The following is an 18744-nucleotide window of genomic DNA, read 5'->3' as shown; positions in this document are numbered from 1 at the left end:
GGGTTCAGGCGCCGACCTGGGTCGGCAGCCACACGCTTTTGGTCTGCGTGTATTCGTAGAGGGATTCGATGCCGCTGGAGCGTCCGTAGCCGCTGCTGTCGTAGCCGCCGAAGGGCGTGGAGACATGCATGTCGCGGTACATATTGATCCAGAAGATGCCGGCGCGGACCTCGGCCGCCACCCGGTGGGCACGGGCCACGTCGCGCGTCCAGACGGCGCCGGCCAGGCCGAATTCGCTGTCGTTGGCGATGGCGACGGCCTCGGCTTCGGTGTCGAAGGGAATCGCCACCAGCACCGGACCGAAGACTTCCTCGCGGGCGATACGCATGCCGTTGTGCACGTCGCGCAGCACGGTGGGCCGCACGAAGTAGCCGGATGCCTGCTCGGGCTTGCCGCCGTAGGCCAGGGCCGCGCCCTCGTCCAGCGCCATCGCCACCATCTGGCCGATGCGGTCGAACTGGGCGCGGTTGTTGATCGGGCCGCCTTCGGTGCTTTCGTCCAGCGGCAGGCCGATGCGGTAGCGGGAGGCGGCTTCGGCCACGGCGGCGACGAAGCGCTCGTAGATCGAACGCTGCACCAGCAGCCGCGAACCGGCGGCGCAGTTCTGCCCGGTGTTGGCGAAGCCGGCGACGACAGCGGCCTTCACCGCCGCATCGAAATCGGCATCCTCGAAGACGATGTTGGCCGACTTGCCGCCGAGTTCCAGCAGGCAGCCGATCGGGCGTTTGGCCGCGGCCGCGTTCACCCGCCGGCCGGTCTGCACCGAGCCGACGAAGACGACTTTCTTGGTGATCGGGTTGGCGATGGCGCAGTCGCCGATGGTCTGGCCCAGGCCGTTGATGACGTTGAGCACGCCGGGCGGAAAGCCGGCCTCGATGGCGAGCCTTGCGAGCGCGATGGACGTCAGCGGCGTCAGCTCGGACGGCTTGAGCAGCACCGCGTTGCCCATGGCCAGCGCGGGTGCGATGTTCCACGCAGCCAGGTAGATCGGCGAGTTCCAGGGCGTGATGGCCAGCACCACGCCGAGCGGCTCGCGCAGCGTGTAGTTGAGCTGGCCGCCGGGCACGGGGATCACGTTGCCGCCGAACTTGTCGGTCCAGCCGGCGTAGTAGCGGAAGATCTCGACCACCGCCTGCAGCTGCGCCCGGCTGGCGGTGATGCCCTTGCCGCTGGTCAGTGCCTCCAGCTGCGCCAGCGGCTCGGCATGGGCCGCCACCAGGCTGCTCAGGGCCTGCAGCAGGATGCCGCGTTTCTGCGCGGGCAGGGCCGCCCAGCGGCGCTGGCCGGCCTGGCAGGAGGCGAGCGCGGCGCCGACGGTTTCGGGCGTGGTGTCGGCGAAGCTCAGCCAGTCCTGCGCGGTGGCGGGGTCGACCAGGGCGATGGGTGCGCCCTCGCCCGGCACCATGTCGCCGTCGACATAGGAGCCGATGCGGTCCACCGGACCGACGTGGCGCTCGACCAGCGAGCGCAGGAGCAGGAAGGTGTCGGACATCGCGCGGGCTCAGCCGGCCTTGGCTTCGGCGTCGATCTCGGCGAAGGTCTGCTTGGCCAGTCGGGTCGCGTCGCTGCCGGTGGGCACGCCGCAGTAGAGGGCGACCTGCAGGAAGATCTCGCCGATCTCCTCGCGCTTGACGTCGTTGTTCAACGCGGCGCGGATGTGGATCTTGAGTTCGGCCGGCCGGTTGGCCGAGGACAGCAGCGCCAGGTTGACGATGCTGCGGGCGCGGCGGTCCAGGCCCGGGCGCGCCCAGATGTCGCCCCACAGATTGCGCACGGCGAAAGTGCGCATCGGCTCGCTGAAGGCGTCGGTGTTGGCGATGGAGGAACTCACATAGGCCTGGCCCAGCACCTCGCCACGGATCTTCTCGCCGCGTTCATACAACTCGTCCGACATACGCACCTTTTTGAGATTGGAGATAAGGGGAAGTGATTCCCCGTGGCCGCAGTCTAGAAAGGCGCGGCAGCGCCGCGAAGATGTGATGATTGTGATCATGAGAACATCGTCATATCCCCCATGACCCTGGAACAGCTGCGTGCCTTCGTCGCGGTGGTGGAGCACGGCAGCATCCGCGCCGGTGCGCGCTCGCTCGGCATGGCCCAGAGCGGGCTGACCCAGCAGGTGCAGCGGCTCGAAGCCGCGGTGGGCGCCACCCTCTTCACCCGCTCGCCGGGCGGCATCGCGATGACGCCCTACGGTGCCTCCCTGCTGGCCCGCGCGCGGGTGGTGCTGGCCGAATGCGCCCATGCCGAGGAAGACTTCCGCCACCTGCGCGGCGAGCTGAGCGGGCAGGTGCGCATCGGCGCCTCGGTGGAGGCCTTCGCCAAGCTGATGCCGGCGGTGATCGAGCAACTGCGCGAGCGCCATCCGCAGGTCACCGTGCACATCGCCAGCGGGCCGGCCTCCACGCTGCTGACCAGCATCCGCGAGGCGCGGCTGGACTTCGCCGTGACGCTGGTCTCGCGCGGCACCGACATGAACGACTTCTCGTGGAAGGTGCTCGACCGGTCGGAGCCCTGCATCCTCTGCCGCAAGGGCCATCCGGCCGAAGCCATCCACAGCGTGAAGGCGCTGGGCCAGGCGCTGTGGGTGAATACCCGGCCGCTGGGTGCGGTGGGCACGCCGTCGAACCGGCTGGCCGACTGGTTCGCCATGCATGCGATGGCGCCGCCCCACGTCGTCGCCACGCTGGATTCATTGTTCGAGACGCTGCACCTGGTCTCGCTGACCGACTACCTGTTCCTCGGCCCGCGGGTGGCCCTGGGCATCGGCGGCTTCCAGGACCTGCTGGCCGAGGTGCCGGTGCAGGAGGCGCTGCCCGGCGCCGACATGTGCCTGGTGCAGCCCAAGCACACGCCGCTGTCGCCGGCCGCCAAGGAGCTGGCCGCCATGCTGGCCTCCTACGCCAACATGCAGAGGCGCACACGCACAGCCGCCTGAGCGCTCAGGGGTGCCAGCGCGAGACGCTGGGCGGCGTGTCGCCGGTGCGGCCGCCGGCCAGGCGGTAGGAGAGCCGATTGGCGGCCGAGATCACCAGCGTCGCGAAGGACTTCAGGCGGCGGTCCGTCACCCGTGTCACCGGGCCGGAGATGCAGACCGAGCCGAGCAGCTTCCAGTGCAGCCCGAAGATGGGCGCGGAGACCGTCGCCACGTCCTTCACCCGCTCGCCCTTGGTGGCGTGGTAGCCCAGCTTGCGGATCGTTTCGTAGGGCTCGCCCGGCTCGCCGCAGAAGGCCAGGATGACCCGGCCGGGCGAGCCCCGGTCCAGCGGTAATGCCTCGCCCATGCGGGCGTGTTCGGCATAGGGATGCGGCCCGTCGACCCGCGCCACGCAGCAGCGCACCGAGCCCTCGCGCACATAAAAGGCGGCGCTCTCGCCGGTCTCGCGCACCAGCTCGCGCAGCAGCGGTTCCACCACGTTGAGGATGTCGAAGGCCGACTGGTAGCGCACGCCCAGCCAGCCGGCGGCCGGGCCCAGGCGCCAGCCGCCGCTGTCGCACTGCACCATGTAGCCGCACATGGCCAGGGTGCGGGCCAGGCGCAGCACGGTGGTCTTGTGCAGGCCGACGCGGCGGCTGAGTTCGACCAGGGTGAGTTCGGGCTCGTCCAGGGCGAAGGCGCTCAGCAGGTCCATGGCGCGCACCACGGCGGCGACGGAGCCGGTGCTGGGCTCGGCGGTCTCGGGCGGTGCGCCGGCGAACTGGCGGGAGGGGCCGTGTGCGGTCTTGGCTGGCATGGGTGCGTGGGGCCCGGGGGCGGTTTCGTCAAGCGAAACTCGATTGTAGGCAGCGGTGCGGCGGCCTAAAGTCCGCGCCAAATCAAACGGAGACCAGACAGATGCATACCTCAGCCATGGGCCGGCGGGCCGTTCTTCAAGCCATCGCGGCGTTGGCCGCAGCCGGCACGGGCGCCGCCCGGGCGCAGGCGGCATGGCCGGCCCGGCCGATCCGCGTGGTCGTGCCCTACCCGGCCGGCGGCAATGCCGACGCGGTGGCCCGGCTGATCTCGCCGGCCCTCTCGGAACGCCTGGGCCAGCAGATCCTGGTCGACAACCGTCCCGGCGGCGGCGGCGTGGTCGGCGCCACGGCGGTGGCCAAGGCGCAGGCCGACGGCTACACGCTGCTGTTCGACGCCACCGCCTTCACCGTCAACCCGACCCTGCAGCCGCAGCTGCCCTACGACGCGGCACGCGATTTCGTGCCGCTGTCGCTGCTGGTGCAGGTGCCGCTGCTGCTGGTGGTGCCGGCCAACTCGCCCTACCACTCGGTGGCCGACATCGTGCGGGCCGCCAAGGCCGCGCCGGGCACCCTGTCCTATGCGTCGGCCGGCAACGGCGGCGCGCAGCATCTGGCGGGCGAGCTGTTCAAGCAGTCGGAGAAGATCTTCATCACCCACATCCCCTACCGCGGCGGCGCGCCGGCCCTGACCGACCTGATCGGCGGCCAGGTGCAGATGATGTTCAGCGCGGTCACCGCCTGTGCCGGCTTCGTCAAGAGCGGCAAGCTGCGCGCCCTGGCCGTCACCGCCGAACAGCGCTTCGCCGCCCTGCCCCAGGTGCCGACCATGGCCGAATCCGGCGTGCCCGGCTTCAAGGCCAGCGAATGGAACGGCCTGTTCGCCCCCGCCGCCACGCCGCCCGCGGTGCTGGAGCGCATCGAGCGCGATGCGCGCGCCACCCTGGCCGACCCCGCCGTGCAGCAGAAGCTGCGCGAGACCGGCGTGGACGTGGTCGGCTCCAGCCGCGCGGACTTCGCCCGCTTCATCGCCAGCGAGACCGCGCGCTGGGCCACCGTCATCCGCACCGCCGGCATCAAGATCGACTGAACCCACTCCCATGACCACCGACACCGTCCTCATCACCGAAGCCCGCATCCACCCCGACGCCGTCGAGCTGCTCCAGGGCTACCGCCTGGTCTACGCCGGCACCAAGTTCACGCAGGAGGAGTTGATCGAGCTGTGCCGCAAGGAGCAGCCGGTCGCCATCCTGGCCCGCTACGGCAAGTTCACCGAAGAGGTGCTGCGCGCCTCGCCGCGCCTGCGGGTGGTGGGCCGCCACGGCGTGGGCATGGATGCGATCGACCAGGCGGCGGCCAAGAGACTGGGCATCGTCGCCGTGCCCGCCCTGGGCTCCAACAGCCAGGCCGTGGCCGAGCATGCGCTGGGCCTGCTGCTGGCCTGCGCACGCAGGCTGGCCTGGCTGGACAAACGCATGCACGAAGGCCACTGGGACAAGGTGGGCTACATGGGCTTCGAGCTGGAGCGCGCCACGCTGGGCATCGTGGGCTGCGGCTCCATCGGCGCGCGGGTGGTGCGCTTCGCGCAGGCCATCGGCATGCGGGTGATCGTGTGCGACCCCTACCTGGCGCAGGACCAGTTGCCGCCCGGCACCACCAAGGTGGAGTTGGACGAACTCCTGACCCAATGCGACGCCGTCTCCCTGCACTGCCCGCTGGACGACTCCACCCGCGGCATGCTCGACGCCCGCCGGCTGGCGCTGCTGAAGAAGGGCGCCATCGTCATCAACACCGCCCGCGCCGGCCTGTTCGACGAGGCGGCCATGCAGGCGCGGCTGCATGCCAACGAACTGCAGCTGGGCCTGGACTGCTTCGTGGACGAACCCATGACCGCGGCCTCGCCCTGGGTGGATACCCCCAACGCGGTGCTGACGCCGCATGTGGGCGGCACGACCAATGGGGGCCTGCGCGGCATGGCGGTGGGGGCGGCGCAGAACATCGTTCGGCATTTGAAGTCCTGACCCGTTTTACATATCATGATTTGTTTTTTGGATTTACATATCATGGACTGTTGAACTGCCTTGCCATGCCCTACAACAGTTCATAAACTGTAATTCCGAAAAACAGGTTTTGATCTGTATGAACGACTTCACCGTTCGCACCGCGCAGCAACTGCCAATGCTGCTTCAGGCCTTCCGCAAGCAATCCGGCATGACCCAGGCCGAGGCCGCGCTGCGCCTGGGCGTGACCCAGCAGACCCTGTCGGCCCTGGAGCGCAATGCCGAGAAGGTCGGCACAGGCCGGCTGCTGCGCCTGCTCGGCATCCTGGGTGTGGAGCTGGTGCTGCGCCGGCCCGAGCCGGAGAACCAGCACATGGTTGCCGAGGCGGCTCCCGACCTGAAGTGGTGACGCCATGAGCCGGCGTTCGCGCTCGCTCGGCCTGTGGATGAATGGCGCTTTTGTCGGCACCTGGTCCCTGACGCCGGAAGGCGACAGCCTGCAGTACGACCCGGCCTGGGTAGCCTCGCGCCAGGGCCGTCCCCTGTCCCTGTCGCTGCCGTTCACGCCCGGCAATGCACCGCTGCGCGGCGGCAAGGTGCAGTCCTGGTTCGAGAACCTGCTGCCCGACAGCAAGGCCATCCGCGAGCGCATCGCCAGGCGCTACCGTGCCGACACCAGCGAGGCCTTCGATCTGCTGGCGCAGATCGGCCGCGACTGCGTCGGCGCACTGCAGATCCTGCCGGACGGCGCGGCGCCGCAAGGCGTGCAGACGGTGGAGGCCAGTCCGCTCGACGAAGCCGATGTGGCGCGGCTGCTGCGCGGCACGCTAGCGCCGCTGTCCCCCGGCGCCGCGGACGATGGCGACGAGCTGCGCATCTCCATCGCCGGCGCCCAGGAGAAGACCGCCCTGCTGCAGCAAGACGGCCGCTGGTGCCTGCCGCATGGCAGCACGCCCACCAGCCACATCTTCAAGCTGCCCATGGGCCTGATCGGCGGCATGCAATACGACATGCGCGACTCGGTGGAAAACGAATGGCTGTGCTCGCTCATCCTGCGGGCCTACGGCTTGCCCGTGGCCCGCTGCGAGCCGCTGCGGTTCGAGGGCCTGACGGTGCTGGCGGTGGAGCGCTTCGACCGCAGCTGGGCGCAGAACCCGGACGGCAGCCCGCTTCTCCTGCGGCTGCCGCAGGAAGACATGTGCCAGGCCACCGGCATGCCACCCTGGCTCAAGTACGAGGCCGATGGCGGCCCGGGCATGGACGCGCTCCTGGGCCTGCTCGGCAATGCGCGCTCGCCCCTGGAAGACCGCCGTGTCTTCTTCCAGGCGCAGCTGGTTTTCTGGATGCTTTGCGCCACCGACGGCCATGCCAAGAACTTCAGCCTCTTCCTGCGCGCCGGCGGCAGCTACGGCCTGACGCCGCTGTACGACGTGCTGTCGGCCTATCCGATCCTGGGCGAAGGGCCGGGCAGGCTCTCGTCCCACAAGGCCCGCATGGCGATGGCGGTGCGCTGCCGCAATGCGCACTGGAAGATGCGCGAGATCCTGCGCCGCCACTGGCAGGCCCTGGGCGAACGCCACGGCGTGGTCACGCCGGAAGGCGGCGGAACCGAGCAGGTGATGGCCGAACTCCTGGCGCGCACGCCCGAGGTCGTGCGCCAGGTGAGGGCGCAGCTGCCCGCCGACTTTCCCGAAGCGCTGGCCGACAGCATCCTCTCGGGCCTGCAGGCCGCGGCCGACCGGCTCGGCAGCTGAGGCCGTCATCAAACCGTCATCAAATGGACCGCGATCATGGCTAGGGTATGCCCCCATGAATGCCATCAAGACCGTACGCAAACTCCTCCAGGCCGATCCGGGCTCCGACTCGTCCAAGACCCTGGCCAGCCTGGTGCTGGCGCTGGAGTCCGAATCTGACTCCCATTTCCAACTGTCCTCGCTGTACGAACTCGACCTGAAGAATTTCGAACTCGCCATGGCCATCCTGCAGGAGTGGCGCATCGACCGCTACTTCGCCAAGAAGGCCAGGCTGCTCGACGCCTCCAAGGCGGTGCACGCCAAGGGCCCCGCCGACCTTCACGCAACCGACACGCCGGCTGCCTAGAATCGCCTGGCTGCGTGCCCGAGCTGGTTGAAGGGCGAACACGCAAGACAGTCCGCCGCGACGCGTGAAGAGTCAGGGCGGCGGACTACCCGGGTTCGAATCCCGGCGCAGCCGAATGAAAGCCGCCCCTGCAGCAAACTGCCTGGGCGGCTTTTTCGTGGGCTGACAACATCATGACTCCACTCCCCGTCCTGGAAAACCGATGGCCTGCCGCGTGCGTTTCCACTGATTGCGCCGCCGCATCGCGATCACCGTCACGCAGCCGCAGCCCACCAGGTTGATGAGGGAGATGAGCACGAAGGGCAGGTCGTGCAGCACCAGGGTCCCGTAGAGCGTGGCCGTGGCTTGCGACAGCACCCAGGAGCCCCAGGTCAGCACCGAGACCGAACGCGCCCCATCGGTGCAGCGCCACACCACGATGATCTGCGGCAGGTAGGTGACCAGCCGCGTGGCGTTGGTCAGCAGGTAGAGCCAGGCGATCAGGCTGAGCAGGGAGGCGTCTGCGCCGAGTGGGGGCGTGGGCATTTCAGGCTCCTGTCCGGATGCCGCCGCCATGGGCCGGGATGCGTCTAAAGCTGCGCTGCGTCATGGGTCCCTCGCTGGTCGCCGACCCTTCGGCGAAGGGCTGGCAGCACTGTAGGAAGGACCTCTTTTCCTGCAAATGCCGCGATGGCGTCAGGACCTCACGCGATCACGGTATGGACGTCATCTCGGTGCGCTCGACCGCCTTGGCGCCGCCGGCCGAAGGTATGCGCGACAGCGGCAGGCGCAGCACGACCCGGGTGCCGCCCGGGCCGGAGCGCACATACAGCTCGCCGCCGAGCTGCCGGGCTCGGGCATGCATGTTGCGGATGCCGCGGCCGCTCTGGTGTTCCGAAGCAGCATGCGCGCCCTTGCCACGGCCGTCGTCGGCCACCTCCAGCTCCAGGTCCTCGCCGGTCTGGCGCAGGTCGATGCGCACATTGCGCGCGCCCGCATGCTTGAGCACATTGGTCAGCGCCTCCTGGGCGATGCGCAGCAGCTGCAGCGCGGCCTGGCGCGACAGGCGCAGGGCCGGCTCCGGCACGTCCACCGACCAGCCCGGCGCCACCTGGGCATCGCGCATCAGCGTCTGCCAGCGGAACAGGAAATTGCCGAGAGCCGACTGGAAGTCGTCGTCCGGCGCCAGCACTTCCAGCGCCAGGCGCATGTCGGCGATGCAGTCGCGCAGCATGTCGGCGACCTGCTCGCGGCTCATGTCGCCGCGCTCCACCCGCAGCAGCGAGGTGAAGAGGCGCGAGCCCAGGCCGTCGTGGATCTCCCGCATGATCAGGTCGCGCTCCTGCGCAGCGGCATGGCTGCGCTGCAGGTCGGCCATGCGTTCGAAGTTCTCGGCCAGGAAGCGTTCGCGCTGGGCCACGCGGTCTTCCAGCGTGTCGTTGAGTTCGGCCAGGCTGCTGTTGGCCACTTCCAGGCCGGACAGGGCATCGAGGAAACGCGCCGTCAGCAGCCCGCCCATGCCCACCAGCAGCAGGTTGGCGCCGTAGTGCAGCAGAAAGACCCGCTGGCCCACCCACCAGGCCGGCAGGATCTGCGCGAGCACATCGTCCTTCCAGGCCAGCAGGTAGTCGTGCACGCCGGTCAGCACCGCCACCGCCAGGGTCAGCGGCATCACCACCGCCGCCACCGTGCGCTGGCGCCACATCGCCCAGCCCGAGAAACAGAGGATGGCCAGCCCCACCGGCACCAGCCCGGCCGACCAGATGCGGTTGACTGGCGGCTCGCCGTCGGGCCCGGCCCAGATCAGCCACAGCGGCCCGATCAGCCAGTAGGCCACCAGAACCTTCTCAACCCGCGGCCAGCGGATGCCGGCAAAACGCATGGCGAACAGCGCCAGCACCACCACGAAGCCGCCGGTCGCCCCCAGGTAGGTGATGCGCCACCAGTGCCAGTTCGCGGCCGGCATGCGTTCGATCACGAAGGTGAGCGTGCGGATGCCCCAGAGCGCGCTGGCCAGGCCGAACAGGCCGTACAGCTGCTCGCTCGGCCGGCGCCAGTAGATGAACAGCACGAAGGCCGACAGCAGCAGGCAGACCACCACCGTGACCTGCGGCATGCTGCGGATCCAGAAGGTGCGCCGGTCGGCCCGCGGCCGCAGTTCGGCCTCCGGCCCCACCAGCACCCGCGGGAAATGGTGGATGCCGCCCGGCAGCACGACACCGGTGCGTATCGCCACCTCGTTGCGCCCGGGCCGCAGCAGGCCGGCCGGCAGGGTGATCAGGTGCGGACGTTCCCAGCGCACCCTCAGCTCGGCTGTGTTCTCGGGCACGCTGCCTGCCAGCGCGCCGTTGACCCAGATCTGCCCGCCCTCGTAGAGATAGGGCAGGCACACAGCCCACTGCACGCCCGGCGAAACGTCCGCCGGCCCTTCGAATTCGCCGCGATACCAGAGATTGCCCGGGCTGCCCTCGACCTGGCCCAGCGCATCCGGCAGCCGCACCTCGACCCAGTTCGAGGCCGCGCCCGAAGCCGGCGGCTGCAGCGCCGAAGACGCGGTGCGCTGCATGTGCATGAACTGATCGGGCTCCGCCCTGGCCGCGCCGGCCCACAGGCCCAGCACCAGCAGAACCAGCAACGCCACGGGCCAGTGCAGCCAATGGGCGCCTTGTCCGCCGCGCTTCACAGCAGGCCCAGCTGGCCGGCTTCGTAGACCGCTTCGCTGCGCGAGTGGACCGAGAGCTTGCGGTAGATCTTCTTGACGTGGGCCACCACCGTATGCGGCGAGATGTCGAGCAGCGTGCCGATGGTCTCGAAGGTGAAACCCTTGGCGATCATGCGCAGCAGCTCGCTCTCGCGCGGGGTCAGCGGCGACACGTCGGCCTGCGCATCCACCGAAGGCATGGTGACCGGAACGCTGACCGTGGCCTCGGCCTTGGCCCGAAAGCGCGCCAGCACCCGGCGCGCGATGCCCGGGCTGATCGGCGCGCCGCCGGCGCGCAGCTCGTGGATGCTGGCCACGATGCGTTCGGCCGAGGCGTCCTTCAGCAGATAGCCGCTGGCGCCGGCCTCGATCGAGGACACCACATGGTCGTCGTCGGCGAACATGGTCACCACCAGGATGTCGCAGGCCGGATGGTGGCGCGCCGCATGGGCGATGAGGGCCACGCCGTTCATGTCCGGCAGGCCCAGGTCCACCAGCAGCACGTCGGGCACCTGCAGGTCGAGCATCGCCAGCCCTGCCTGCCCCGTGTTGACGGCGGCGACCAGGCTGAGCGAGCCGTCGTTGAGCACCGCGCTGGAGAAGCGGCGCATGAACTCCGGCTCGTCTTCGACGATGAGGACACGGGTCGGCATCTTTTCTCCGGCGGGGGCGACGCGCGATTCTGGCACCGCCCGGGCCGCCGTGCCCATCGCGTCAAGACGCTACTGGCCGTGCATGCGCCATGGGCGTATGGTCTGCAGCCTTCCCCAGAAGGAGTCGGCATGGTGATGACGGTCAAGCAGGTTTTGGCGCGGGCGCTGTCCGCCACCGGGCAGGGCACGGTGTACTGGGCTGGCGCCGGCGGGCAGGATCCGCGGGCCGCCTCGCCGACGCAAGCGCTCGCCATCGGCCGCGAGTGGCCCGGCTTGCCGGCCGCGCAGCAGGCGGCCCTCAAGCCCCTGGCCGAGGCGGCCGGGCTAGACCTGAAGGACCCCAACCTGGTCGCGCCCGCCTGCGACTGCTCGGGTTATGTCTGCTGGGCGCTGGGCATCGCGCGGCACTTCAGCTCGCCCGCCGGAGATGTCTGGCTCAACACCGACAACATCTGGCAGGACGCCTGCGGCCCGGCCCGGCAATTCCGCAAGACCGCGCTGGCCGAGGTGGGCGGCCTGGTGGTCTATCCGAAACAAGGCAGCGGCGAGACCTACGGCCATGTCGGCCTGGTCACCGAAGTGGGCGCCGACGGCCATGCCACCAGGATCGCGCACTGCTCGGCCTCCAACTTCATGGAGGCGCCGCACGATGCGATCAAGGTGAACGCGGCAGAGGCCTTCCAGCGGCAGCCGAAATCGATCTACGCCTGGTTTCTCGCCATGCCGCGTTGAGGGCGCTGGCTCAGACCTCGGAGACGAACTGCCCGCGCGGGCGGCGCACCTTCTCCAGGTTGACCAGCCAGTCGCCGCCCGCATCGCGGTAGCCCAGCGGCAGGATGGCCGCGCTGCGCAGGCCGCGGGCGCGCAGGCCGAGGATCTCGTCCAGGGCCGCCGGGTCGAAGCCCTCCATCGGCACGCTGTCGACTTCCTCGTAGGCGGCCGCGATCAGCGCCGCGCCCAGGCCGATATAGGCCTGGCGCGCCGCATGGGCGAAATTGACCTCGCTGCCGCGCTGCGGATAGCTGCCCAGCAGCATCGCCCGGTAGTTCTCCCAGCCTTCGTTGCGGATGCCCCGCACCTCGTTGGTCAGGTCGAACATGGCGTTGATGCGCTCGGCGGTGTAGTCGTCCCAGGCGGCGAAGACCAGCAGGTGCGAGCTGTCGGTGACCTGGCCCTGGTTCCAGGCGATGGCCTTGATGCGCTCGCGCACCTCGGGATCGGTCACGACGACGATCTCGAAAGGCTGCAGGCCGCTGGAGGTGGGCGCCAGACGCGCGGCCTCCACGATGCGGTCGACCTTCTCCTGCGGCACCTTGCGGGCGGGGTCCATCTTCTTGGTGGCGTAGCGCCAGTTCAGGCGCTGCAGCAGGCCGGACGCGTCGGTTGCGGAAGAGGGGGTGTCGGTGGTGTCGGACAAGATATTTCCCGTGATCGATGAAGCCGGAAATTATGGAAGCAGCGACGGGCCGGCTCGCGACGGCGCCGCGCACCAGAGAATTTCGGCACCGGCAACAATCGCCCGCGCACCGACCCAGGGGCCAGCCCCGCCGACGGTGGGGTGCAGGTCCGCCAATGCGGCCCGGTCGCGCGATGAGATGCGGTCCGGCGCGGGCTCAGCCGGGCCGGCCCTGCTCCTGCATTTCCTGGCGCAGGAAGAAATTGAGCGCGGTGCGGATCACCGCGATCGCCGCGAGCTTGCCGATCTGGTCCCAGCTCGGCGAGACCGAGGTGGACAGCACATCGGCCGCCAGCTGCAGCTCCAGCGCGAAGGTCAGGTAGCGGGCGAAGGTGACGCGTGCCTGGCCGTGCGGCCGGCCGCCGCCGGCGGACAGCCGCGACAGCAGCACCCGCAGCGTGGCCAGCAGGCCCACGCAGATGGTCGCCGCGCCCAGGGCCTCGACGAACAGCCGCAGCCATTCGACGCCCAGGCGGACCAGGTGCTCGGAGTGCTCGAACATGGCGCGCGGTGCCTGCGTTTCAATCTTCGCGGAAGGCCGCGCCGGTGGCGATGTGCACCGCCGTGCGGGCGCCCACCCAGAGCAGCATCGCCGTCGCCGCGCCCAGCGCCACGACGGCCACCGCCGCCGTCATCGGATCGGGCCGCGCCGCGTAGTAGCCCAGGCTGGCGCCGGCCCAGCCATCCACCGGAAAGGTCATCGCCCACCAGCTCATGAAGAAGGGCCCGTGCGCCATGTGGCGGCCCAGGCTGGCCAGCAGGATGGCGATGAACAGCGCCAGGCAGTAGAGGATGTCGCCCATCGCGCCCGCATGGCCGCCGGTGAAGGCCATGTACGCCGACAGGCCGATGGAAGGCGGCGCCAGCAGGATGAACAGCGTGGGCATGCTGCGCTGGCTCATCGCCGGCACGAACAGCACCCGGTGCAGCACGATGGTGAAGAAGGACAGCCACAGCATCAGGCCGACCGAGAAGAAGAACCAGCTGATGTCGACATGGCCCAGCGGCACGCCGCCCACCGGCACCAGGATGTTGCCCACCACCGGGATGAACCAGGCGGGCGTCAGCACACCCTCGTCCTGCGGATGCAGCACCCAGCGCCGGATCAGTGTCAGCGCGAAGACCAGGTGCATCCCCGCGCCGGCGCACCACAGCAACTCGGCCGCCGCATGCGAATAAGGGCGCAGGCCGATGGACAGCACCACGGCCGCCACCGAGATGGCCGGAAAGAAGCTGGAGCGCACCGGATGGGCGAACTCCTCGGCCACCGCCTCGAAGCAGAGGGCGAGCTTGGCCAGGTGCGCCACGCCCAGCACCACGAAACCCAGCACCGCCAGCGCCAGCAGCAGCTGGCTGACCAGGAGCGGCGCGCCCAAAACCCGATGCGCCGCGGCCCAGGCGTTGGCCAGCCCGCCCACGCCCATCACCATGCCGAACATGGCCACCGACAGGCGCGCCAGCAGCGGCTTCTCGACGGTCGGCGACGGCACGCCGGGCCTCGCGGCCACAACCCCTTCATTCATCACGGACTCCCTGGCCGGCACGCACGCCCATGCGCGGATTGCCGTGCGGCCGACTCTAGGAGAACCCCGTCGAACCCGCTTCCGCCGGAGGGAGGGGAATGTGCCTGCCGATGGAGAGAGCAGCGGTGCCGCGACAATGCACGATGCGTACACCCCCCAGACTCCAGCCCCTGATCGAAGAAGGCCTCATAGACACCGTGGTGCGCCAGCTCATGAGCGGCAAGGAAGCCATGGTCTTCGTGGTCCGCCTGGGCGAGGACACCCTCTGCGCCAAGGTCTACAAGGAAGCCACCCACCGCAGCTTCCGCCAGGCGGTGGACTACACCGAGAACCGCAAGGTGAAGAACTCGCGCCAGGCGCGCGCCATGGCCAAGGGCACCAAGTTCGGCAAGCAGGCCATGGAGGCCGCCTGGCAGAGCGCCGAGGTCGATGCGCTCTACCGCCTGGCGGATGCCGGCGTGCGGGTGCCCACGCCCTACAACTTCGCCGAAGGCGTGCTGCTGATGGAGCTGGTGACCGATGCCGAGGGCGACGCCGCGCCGCGCCTGAACGACGTGGCCTTCAGCGAAGCCGATGCCCTCGCCCACCACGCCACCCTGCTGCGCGAGGTGGTGCGCATGCTGTGCGCGGGCGTGGTGCACGGCGACCTGTCGGAATTCAACATCCTGCTGGCCGCCGACGGCCCGGTCATCATCGACCTGCCGCAGGCGGTGGATGCCGCCGGCAACAACCACGCCGCCCGCATGCTGCTGCGCGACGTGGCCAATCTGCGCGCCTTCTTCGGCCAGTTCGCGCCGGCCCTGAAGACCACCCGCTACGGCGAGGAGATCTGGCAGCTCTACCAGCACGGCGCGCTGACGGTGGAGACGCCGCTGACCGGCCGCTATGCGCCGCAGCAGGGCGCGGTCGATCTCGAAGCGGTGATGCGCGAGGTGGAGGACGCCCGCATGGAAGAGGCCGCGCGCATCCTGCGCATGCAGCAGGCCGGCTGAGCGCACCGGCACCGGCGCCAGGCCGGCACCAAAAGAGGGTGGCGCGTTTCTTGATAGCAGTTGTCATAACAAGCCAAGAATCCGTTTGACATACTTGTTATAACAAGTCCAGAATCGAACGGGTTGATCCACCCTTCAGACTGGAGCGAGCGCAAGTGAAACGACGCATGTTCAACCAGGCTTCGGCCGCCGCGCTGGCCGCCGCCCTGAGCCCCTCCATCGTCACCGCCGCGACCAAGGCGCAGGTGCTGAAATTCGTGCCGCAGGCCGATCTGGGAGTGCTCGATCCGATCTGGACCACTGCCTACATCACCCGCAACCACGGCTACCTGGTCTACGACACGCTCTACGGGCTGGACGACCAGTACCGGGTGGTGCCGCAGATGGTGCAGGGCCATGTGGTGGAGAAGGACGGGCTGGTCTGGAAACTCACCCTGCGCCCCGGACTGGTGTTCCACGACAACACCCCGGTGCGCGCGGTGGACGTGGTGGCCAGCATCAAGCGCTGGGGCAAGCGCGACGCCTTCGGCAAGGAGCTGCTGGCGCAGACCGACGAGCTTTCGGCGCCTAGCGACAGCGTGGTCCAGTTCCGCCTGAAGAAGCCCTTTCCGCAGCTGCCGGCGGCGCTGGGCAAGCTCACCTCGACCATGCCCTGCATCATGCCGGAGCGCCTGGCCAGGACCGACCCTTCGACCCAGGTCACCGAGATCGTCGGCAGCGGCCCCTACCGCCTGCTCGCCAAGGAGCGAATCGAGGGCTCGCTCGTGGTCTACGAGAAGTTCGCCGGCTACAAGCCCTCCACCGGCCCGGCCGTGGGCCGCACCGGCGGCCCCAAGATCGCCACGCTGGACCGCATCGAGTGGCACACCATGCCCGACCCCGCCACCGCCGCTGCCGCGCTGCAGGCCGGCGAGGTGGACTGGGTGGAGCAGCCGCTGGCCGACCTGCTGCCCCTGCTCAAGGAGCAGAAGGGCATCAAGATTGACCTGAACGACCCCAGCGGCAGCATCGGCTCGCTGCGCCTGAACCACCTGACGGCGCCCTTCAACAACCCGGCCATCCGCCGCATCCTGCTCGGCGTGATCAACCAGGCGGACTTCATGTCCGCGGTGGTCGGCAACAACCCCGGCATGAGCCGCACCGGCGTGGGTGTGTTCACGCCCGGTACGCCCATGGCCAGCACCGCCGGCATGTCGGTGCTGACCGGCCCGGGCGACATGGCCAAGGCCAAGGCGGCGCTGAAGGCCGCGGGCTACAACGGCGAGCCGGTGGTGATCCTGGCGGCATCGGACGCGGCCAATATGCGCTCCATGTCCGACGTGGCGGCCGACACCATGAAGCGCCTGGGCATGAACGTGGACTACCAGTCGCTCGACTGGGGCATGGTGCAGAAGCGCCGCACCAGCCGTGCCTCCATCAAGGAAGGCGGCTGGAGCTGCCTGTGCACCAGCATCGCCGGCATCGAGGCGCTCGATCCTTCCAGCCACCAGAACAGCCGCGGCCAGGGCCTCAACGGCCAGTACGGCTGGCCCGACAGCCCCAAGCTGGAGCAGTACCGCGCCGACTGGCTGGCCGCGCCCACGCTGGCCGCGCAGAAGGCCGCCTGCGACAACATCCAGAAGCAGGTCTTCGAGGACGTGCCCTACATACCGCTCGGCCAGTTCTTCCAGCCGGTGGCCTACGGCCCGCGCATCGCCAGCGTGCCGCAGGGCTTCCCGCAGTTCTACAACGTGAAGATGGCGGGCTGAGGAGCGCACGGCCATGTGGACCTACATCGTCAAGCGCGTCCTCGCCACCCTGCCGGTGATGGCCATCGTGGGCATCTTCGTCTTCAGCCTGCTCTACCTGGCGCCGGGCGATCCGGCGGCGGTGATCGCGGGCGACCAGGCCCTGCCCGAGGACATCGCCCGCATCCGCGAGAACCTGGGCCTGGACCGGCCCTTCCTGGTGCAGTTCGCCGACTGGTCCGGCCACATCCTGCGCGGCGACCTGGGCACCTCCATCTTCACCGGCAAGCCGGTCACCGAGCTGATCGCCCAGCGCATCGGGCCCACGCTCTCGCTGGCCCTGGTCACGCTGGTGATGGCCATCCTGGTCGCCGTGCCGCTGGGCGTGCTGGCGGCGGCCAAGGTCTCGACCTGGGTGGACCGCACGGTGATGGGCCTGGCGGTGCTGGGCTTCTCGGTGCCGCTCTTCGTGGTGGGTTATGTGCTGGCCTATGTGTTCTCGCTGCAGCTGCACTGGCTGCCGGTGCAGGGTTATGTCTCGCTGGACCAGGGGCTGTGGCCCTGGCTGTCGCGCCTGCTGCTGCCGGCCGCCACGCTGGGCAGCGTGTACGTGGCGCTGATCGCCCGCATCACCCGCTCGGCGGTGGTGGAAGTGCAGCAGCAGGACTACATCCGCACCGCCCGAGCCAAGGGCCTGGACCACCGCGCCATCCTGTTTTTGCATGCGCTGAAGAACGCCGGCATTCCCATCGTCACCATCATCGGCATCGGCGTGGGCGCGCTCATCAGCGGCACGGTGATCGCCGAGAGCGTGTTCGCCATCCCCGGCCTGGGCCGGCTCACCATCGACGCCATCATGCGGCGCGACTATCCCATCATCCAGGGCCTGGTGCTGGTGTTCAGCTTCTCCTACGTGATCGTCAATCTGCTGGTCGACCTCACCTACGTGGTCTTCGATCCGCGCATCCGGCTCTGACATGTCCGCCCTGCCCATCTCCCTCACCCCGCAGCCGGCGCGACCTCCCCTGCTGCTGCCGGTGCGCCAGCGGCGCGGCCTGGCGGGCATCGCCCAGCGCCATCCCAGCCTGCTGCTGGGCGCCACGCTGCTGCTGCTGATCGTGCTGCTGGCGGTGTTCGCGCCCTGGCTGGGCACGGTCGATCCCACCGCCATCGCGCCCAGCCAGCGCATACGCGCGCCCTCGGCCGCACACTGGTTCGGCACCGACATGCTGGGCCGCGACATCTACTCGCGGGTGCTCTACGGGGCGCGGGTGTCGCTCACCGTGGGTTTCTCGGTGGCGGCGCTGTCCACCGTGCTGGGGCTCTTCATCGGCGTGCTCTCGGGCTATTCGCGCTGGGCCGACAACCTGATCATGCGCATCAACGACGGGCTGATGGCCATCCCCTCCATCCTGCTGGCGATCTCGCTGATGGCGCTGACCCGCGCCAGCATGTCCAACGTGGTGATTGCCGTCACCGTGGCCGAGCTGCCGCGTGCCGCCCGCCTGGTGCGCGGCGTGGTGCTGGGCGCCCGCGAGCAGCCCTATGTGGACGCCGCCATCACCGCCGGCACGCCCCTGCCGCGGCTGATCTGGAAACACATCCTGCCCAACACCCTGGCGCCGCTGGCGGTGCAGGCGAGTTATGTCTGCGCCAGCGCGATGCTGATCGAGGCCTCGCTGTCCTTCATCGGCGTGGGCACGCCGCCGATCACGCCCTCGTGGGGCAACATCATGTCCGACGGGCGCTCGCTCTGGCAGGTCAAGCCCTTCGTGGTGTTCATCCCCGCCGTGTTCCTGTCGGCCACGGTGCTGGCGGTGAACATGCTGGGCGACGGCCTGCGCGACGCCTTCGACCCCCGCATGAACAACCGGCGCTGAG

Annotated in this window: 20 protein-coding genes and 1 tRNA gene; 12 read left to right on the top strand and 9 right to left on the bottom strand. The window is 69.4% G+C overall.

Going from position 1 to position 18744, the window contains the following annotated elements:
- Window positions 1–4: 4 nt before the first annotated feature.
- Window positions 5–1492, bottom strand: a complete 1488-nt coding sequence (locus tag GT347_RS17840) for an aldehyde dehydrogenase family protein (RefSeq protein WP_160553484.1) — start codon at window positions 1490–1492, stop codon at window positions 5–7.
- A gap of 9 nt (window positions 1493–1501) precedes the next feature.
- Window positions 1502–1894, bottom strand: coding sequence for a carboxymuconolactone decarboxylase family protein (locus GT347_RS17835; protein ID WP_160553483.1), 393 nt, complete (start codon window positions 1892–1894; stop codon window positions 1502–1504).
- A 120-nt stretch (window positions 1895–2014) separates the two neighbouring features.
- Between GT347_RS17835 and GT347_RS17830 the strand changes: the two genes are divergently transcribed.
- Window positions 2015–2938 (top strand): LysR substrate-binding domain-containing protein, encoded by a 924-nt coding sequence (locus GT347_RS17830; protein ID WP_160553482.1) that lies wholly within the window; start codon window positions 2015–2017, stop codon window positions 2936–2938.
- Window positions 2939–2942: 4 nt separating this feature from the next.
- On the opposite strand, the gene GT347_RS17825 is transcribed toward GT347_RS17830, so the two are convergent.
- A complete protein-coding gene (locus GT347_RS17825) occupies window positions 2943–3734 on the bottom strand; it encodes an IclR family transcriptional regulator (protein ID WP_160553481.1) in 792 nt (263 codons plus the stop codon).
- A 101-nt stretch (window positions 3735–3835) separates the two neighbouring features.
- Here GT347_RS17825 and GT347_RS17820 point away from each other — a divergent pair, with 101 nt between their 5' ends.
- The 6 genes from GT347_RS17820 to GT347_RS17795 all read left to right on the top strand — a co-directional run bounded on the left by GT347_RS17820 (window position 3836) and on the right by GT347_RS17795 (window position 7946).
- Entirely contained in the window at window positions 3836–4822 is a 987-nt protein-coding gene (locus GT347_RS17820) for a tripartite tricarboxylate transporter substrate binding protein (RefSeq protein ID WP_229722361.1), read from the top strand.
- 10 nt (window positions 4823–4832) lie between these two features.
- Window positions 4833–5753 (top strand): hydroxyacid dehydrogenase, encoded by a 921-nt coding sequence (locus GT347_RS17815; RefSeq protein ID WP_160553480.1) that lies wholly within the window; start codon window positions 4833–4835, stop codon window positions 5751–5753.
- Between the two features lie 118 nt (window positions 5754–5871).
- On the top strand, window positions 5872–6141 hold the full coding sequence (locus GT347_RS17810; RefSeq protein WP_160553479.1) for a helix-turn-helix transcriptional regulator: 270 nt from the start codon (window positions 5872–5874) through the stop codon (window positions 6139–6141).
- 4 nt (window positions 6142–6145) lie between these two features.
- Window positions 6146–7486 carry a type II toxin-antitoxin system HipA family toxin gene (locus GT347_RS17805; RefSeq protein WP_160553478.1) on the top strand — a complete coding sequence of 447 codons (1341 nt, stop codon included), beginning with the start codon at window positions 6146–6148 and terminating at the stop codon, window positions 7484–7486.
- A 55-nt stretch (window positions 7487–7541) separates the two neighbouring features.
- Window positions 7542–7832 (top strand): hypothetical protein, encoded by a 291-nt coding sequence (locus tag GT347_RS17800; RefSeq protein WP_160553477.1) that lies wholly within the window; start codon window positions 7542–7544, stop codon window positions 7830–7832.
- Between the two features lie 8 nt (window positions 7833–7840).
- Window positions 7841–7946: transfer RNA gene (locus GT347_RS17795), tRNA-OTHER, on the top strand.
- A gap of 57 nt (window positions 7947–8003) precedes the next feature.
- Here the strand turns inward: GT347_RS17795 and GT347_RS17790 are convergent.
- The 3 genes from GT347_RS17790 to GT347_RS17780 all read right to left on the bottom strand — a co-directional run bounded on the left by GT347_RS17790 (window position 8004) and on the right by GT347_RS17780 (window position 11165).
- Window positions 8004–8357: a hypothetical protein gene (locus GT347_RS17790; RefSeq protein WP_160553476.1), complete on the bottom strand. Its 354-nt coding sequence runs from the start codon at window positions 8355–8357 to the stop codon at window positions 8004–8006.
- Between the two features lie 166 nt (window positions 8358–8523).
- Window positions 8524–10452: a sensor histidine kinase gene (locus GT347_RS17785; protein WP_160553475.1), complete on the bottom strand. Its 1929-nt coding sequence runs from the start codon at window positions 10450–10452 to the stop codon at window positions 8524–8526.
- A 38-nt stretch (window positions 10453–10490) separates the two neighbouring features.
- Window positions 10491–11165, bottom strand: coding sequence for a response regulator (locus GT347_RS17780; RefSeq protein WP_160553474.1), 675 nt, complete (start codon window positions 11163–11165; stop codon window positions 10491–10493).
- Between the two features lie 129 nt (window positions 11166–11294).
- Between GT347_RS17780 and GT347_RS17775 the strand changes: the two genes are divergently transcribed.
- Window positions 11295–11897, top strand: a complete 603-nt coding sequence (locus GT347_RS17775; protein ID WP_160553473.1) for a CHAP domain-containing protein — start codon at window positions 11295–11297, stop codon at window positions 11895–11897.
- A 10-nt stretch (window positions 11898–11907) separates the two neighbouring features.
- On the opposite strand, the gene GT347_RS17770 is transcribed toward GT347_RS17775, so the two are convergent.
- From GT347_RS17770 to GT347_RS17760, 3 genes are all read right to left on the bottom strand, one after another.
- Window positions 11908–12495 carry a nitroreductase family protein gene (locus tag GT347_RS17770; protein ID WP_160555416.1) on the bottom strand — a complete coding sequence of 196 codons (588 nt, stop codon included), beginning with the start codon at window positions 12493–12495 and terminating at the stop codon, window positions 11908–11910.
- 283 nt (window positions 12496–12778) lie between these two features.
- A complete protein-coding gene (locus GT347_RS17765) occupies window positions 12779–13123 on the bottom strand; it encodes a DUF1622 domain-containing protein (RefSeq protein WP_160553472.1) in 345 nt (114 codons plus the stop codon).
- A gap of 19 nt (window positions 13124–13142) precedes the next feature.
- On the bottom strand, window positions 13143–14144 hold the full coding sequence (locus GT347_RS17760; RefSeq protein WP_160553471.1) for an SLAC1 anion channel family protein: 1002 nt from the start codon (window positions 14142–14144) through the stop codon (window positions 13143–13145).
- 143 nt (window positions 14145–14287) lie between these two features.
- Here GT347_RS17760 and GT347_RS17755 point away from each other — a divergent pair, with 143 nt between their 5' ends.
- The 4 genes from GT347_RS17755 (at window position 14288) to GT347_RS17740 (ending at window position 18743) form a co-directional block, all read left to right on the top strand.
- Window positions 14288–15136, top strand: a complete 849-nt coding sequence (locus GT347_RS17755; protein WP_160553470.1) for a PA4780 family RIO1-like protein kinase — start codon at window positions 14288–14290, stop codon at window positions 15134–15136.
- A 155-nt stretch (window positions 15137–15291) separates the two neighbouring features.
- Window positions 15292–16884: an ABC transporter substrate-binding protein gene (locus GT347_RS17750; RefSeq protein ID WP_229722360.1), complete on the top strand. Its 1593-nt coding sequence runs from the start codon at window positions 15292–15294 to the stop codon at window positions 16882–16884.
- 13 nt (window positions 16885–16897) lie between these two features.
- Entirely contained in the window at window positions 16898–17839 is a 942-nt protein-coding gene (locus GT347_RS17745) for an ABC transporter permease (protein ID WP_160553469.1), read from the top strand.
- Window position 17840: 1 nt separating this feature from the next.
- A complete protein-coding gene (locus GT347_RS17740; RefSeq protein WP_160553468.1) occupies window positions 17841–18743 on the top strand; it encodes an ABC transporter permease in 903 nt (300 codons plus the stop codon).
- Window position 18744 lies beyond the last annotated feature (1 nt).

It is taken from the genome of Xylophilus rhododendri, from assembly GCF_009906855.1.
In the GTDB taxonomy this organism is placed as follows: domain Bacteria; phylum Pseudomonadota; class Gammaproteobacteria; order Burkholderiales; family Burkholderiaceae_C; genus Xylophilus; species Xylophilus rhododendri.
Note: the sequence above shows the minus strand (reverse complement) of the source record. Positions and strands in the feature narration are given on the sequence as shown.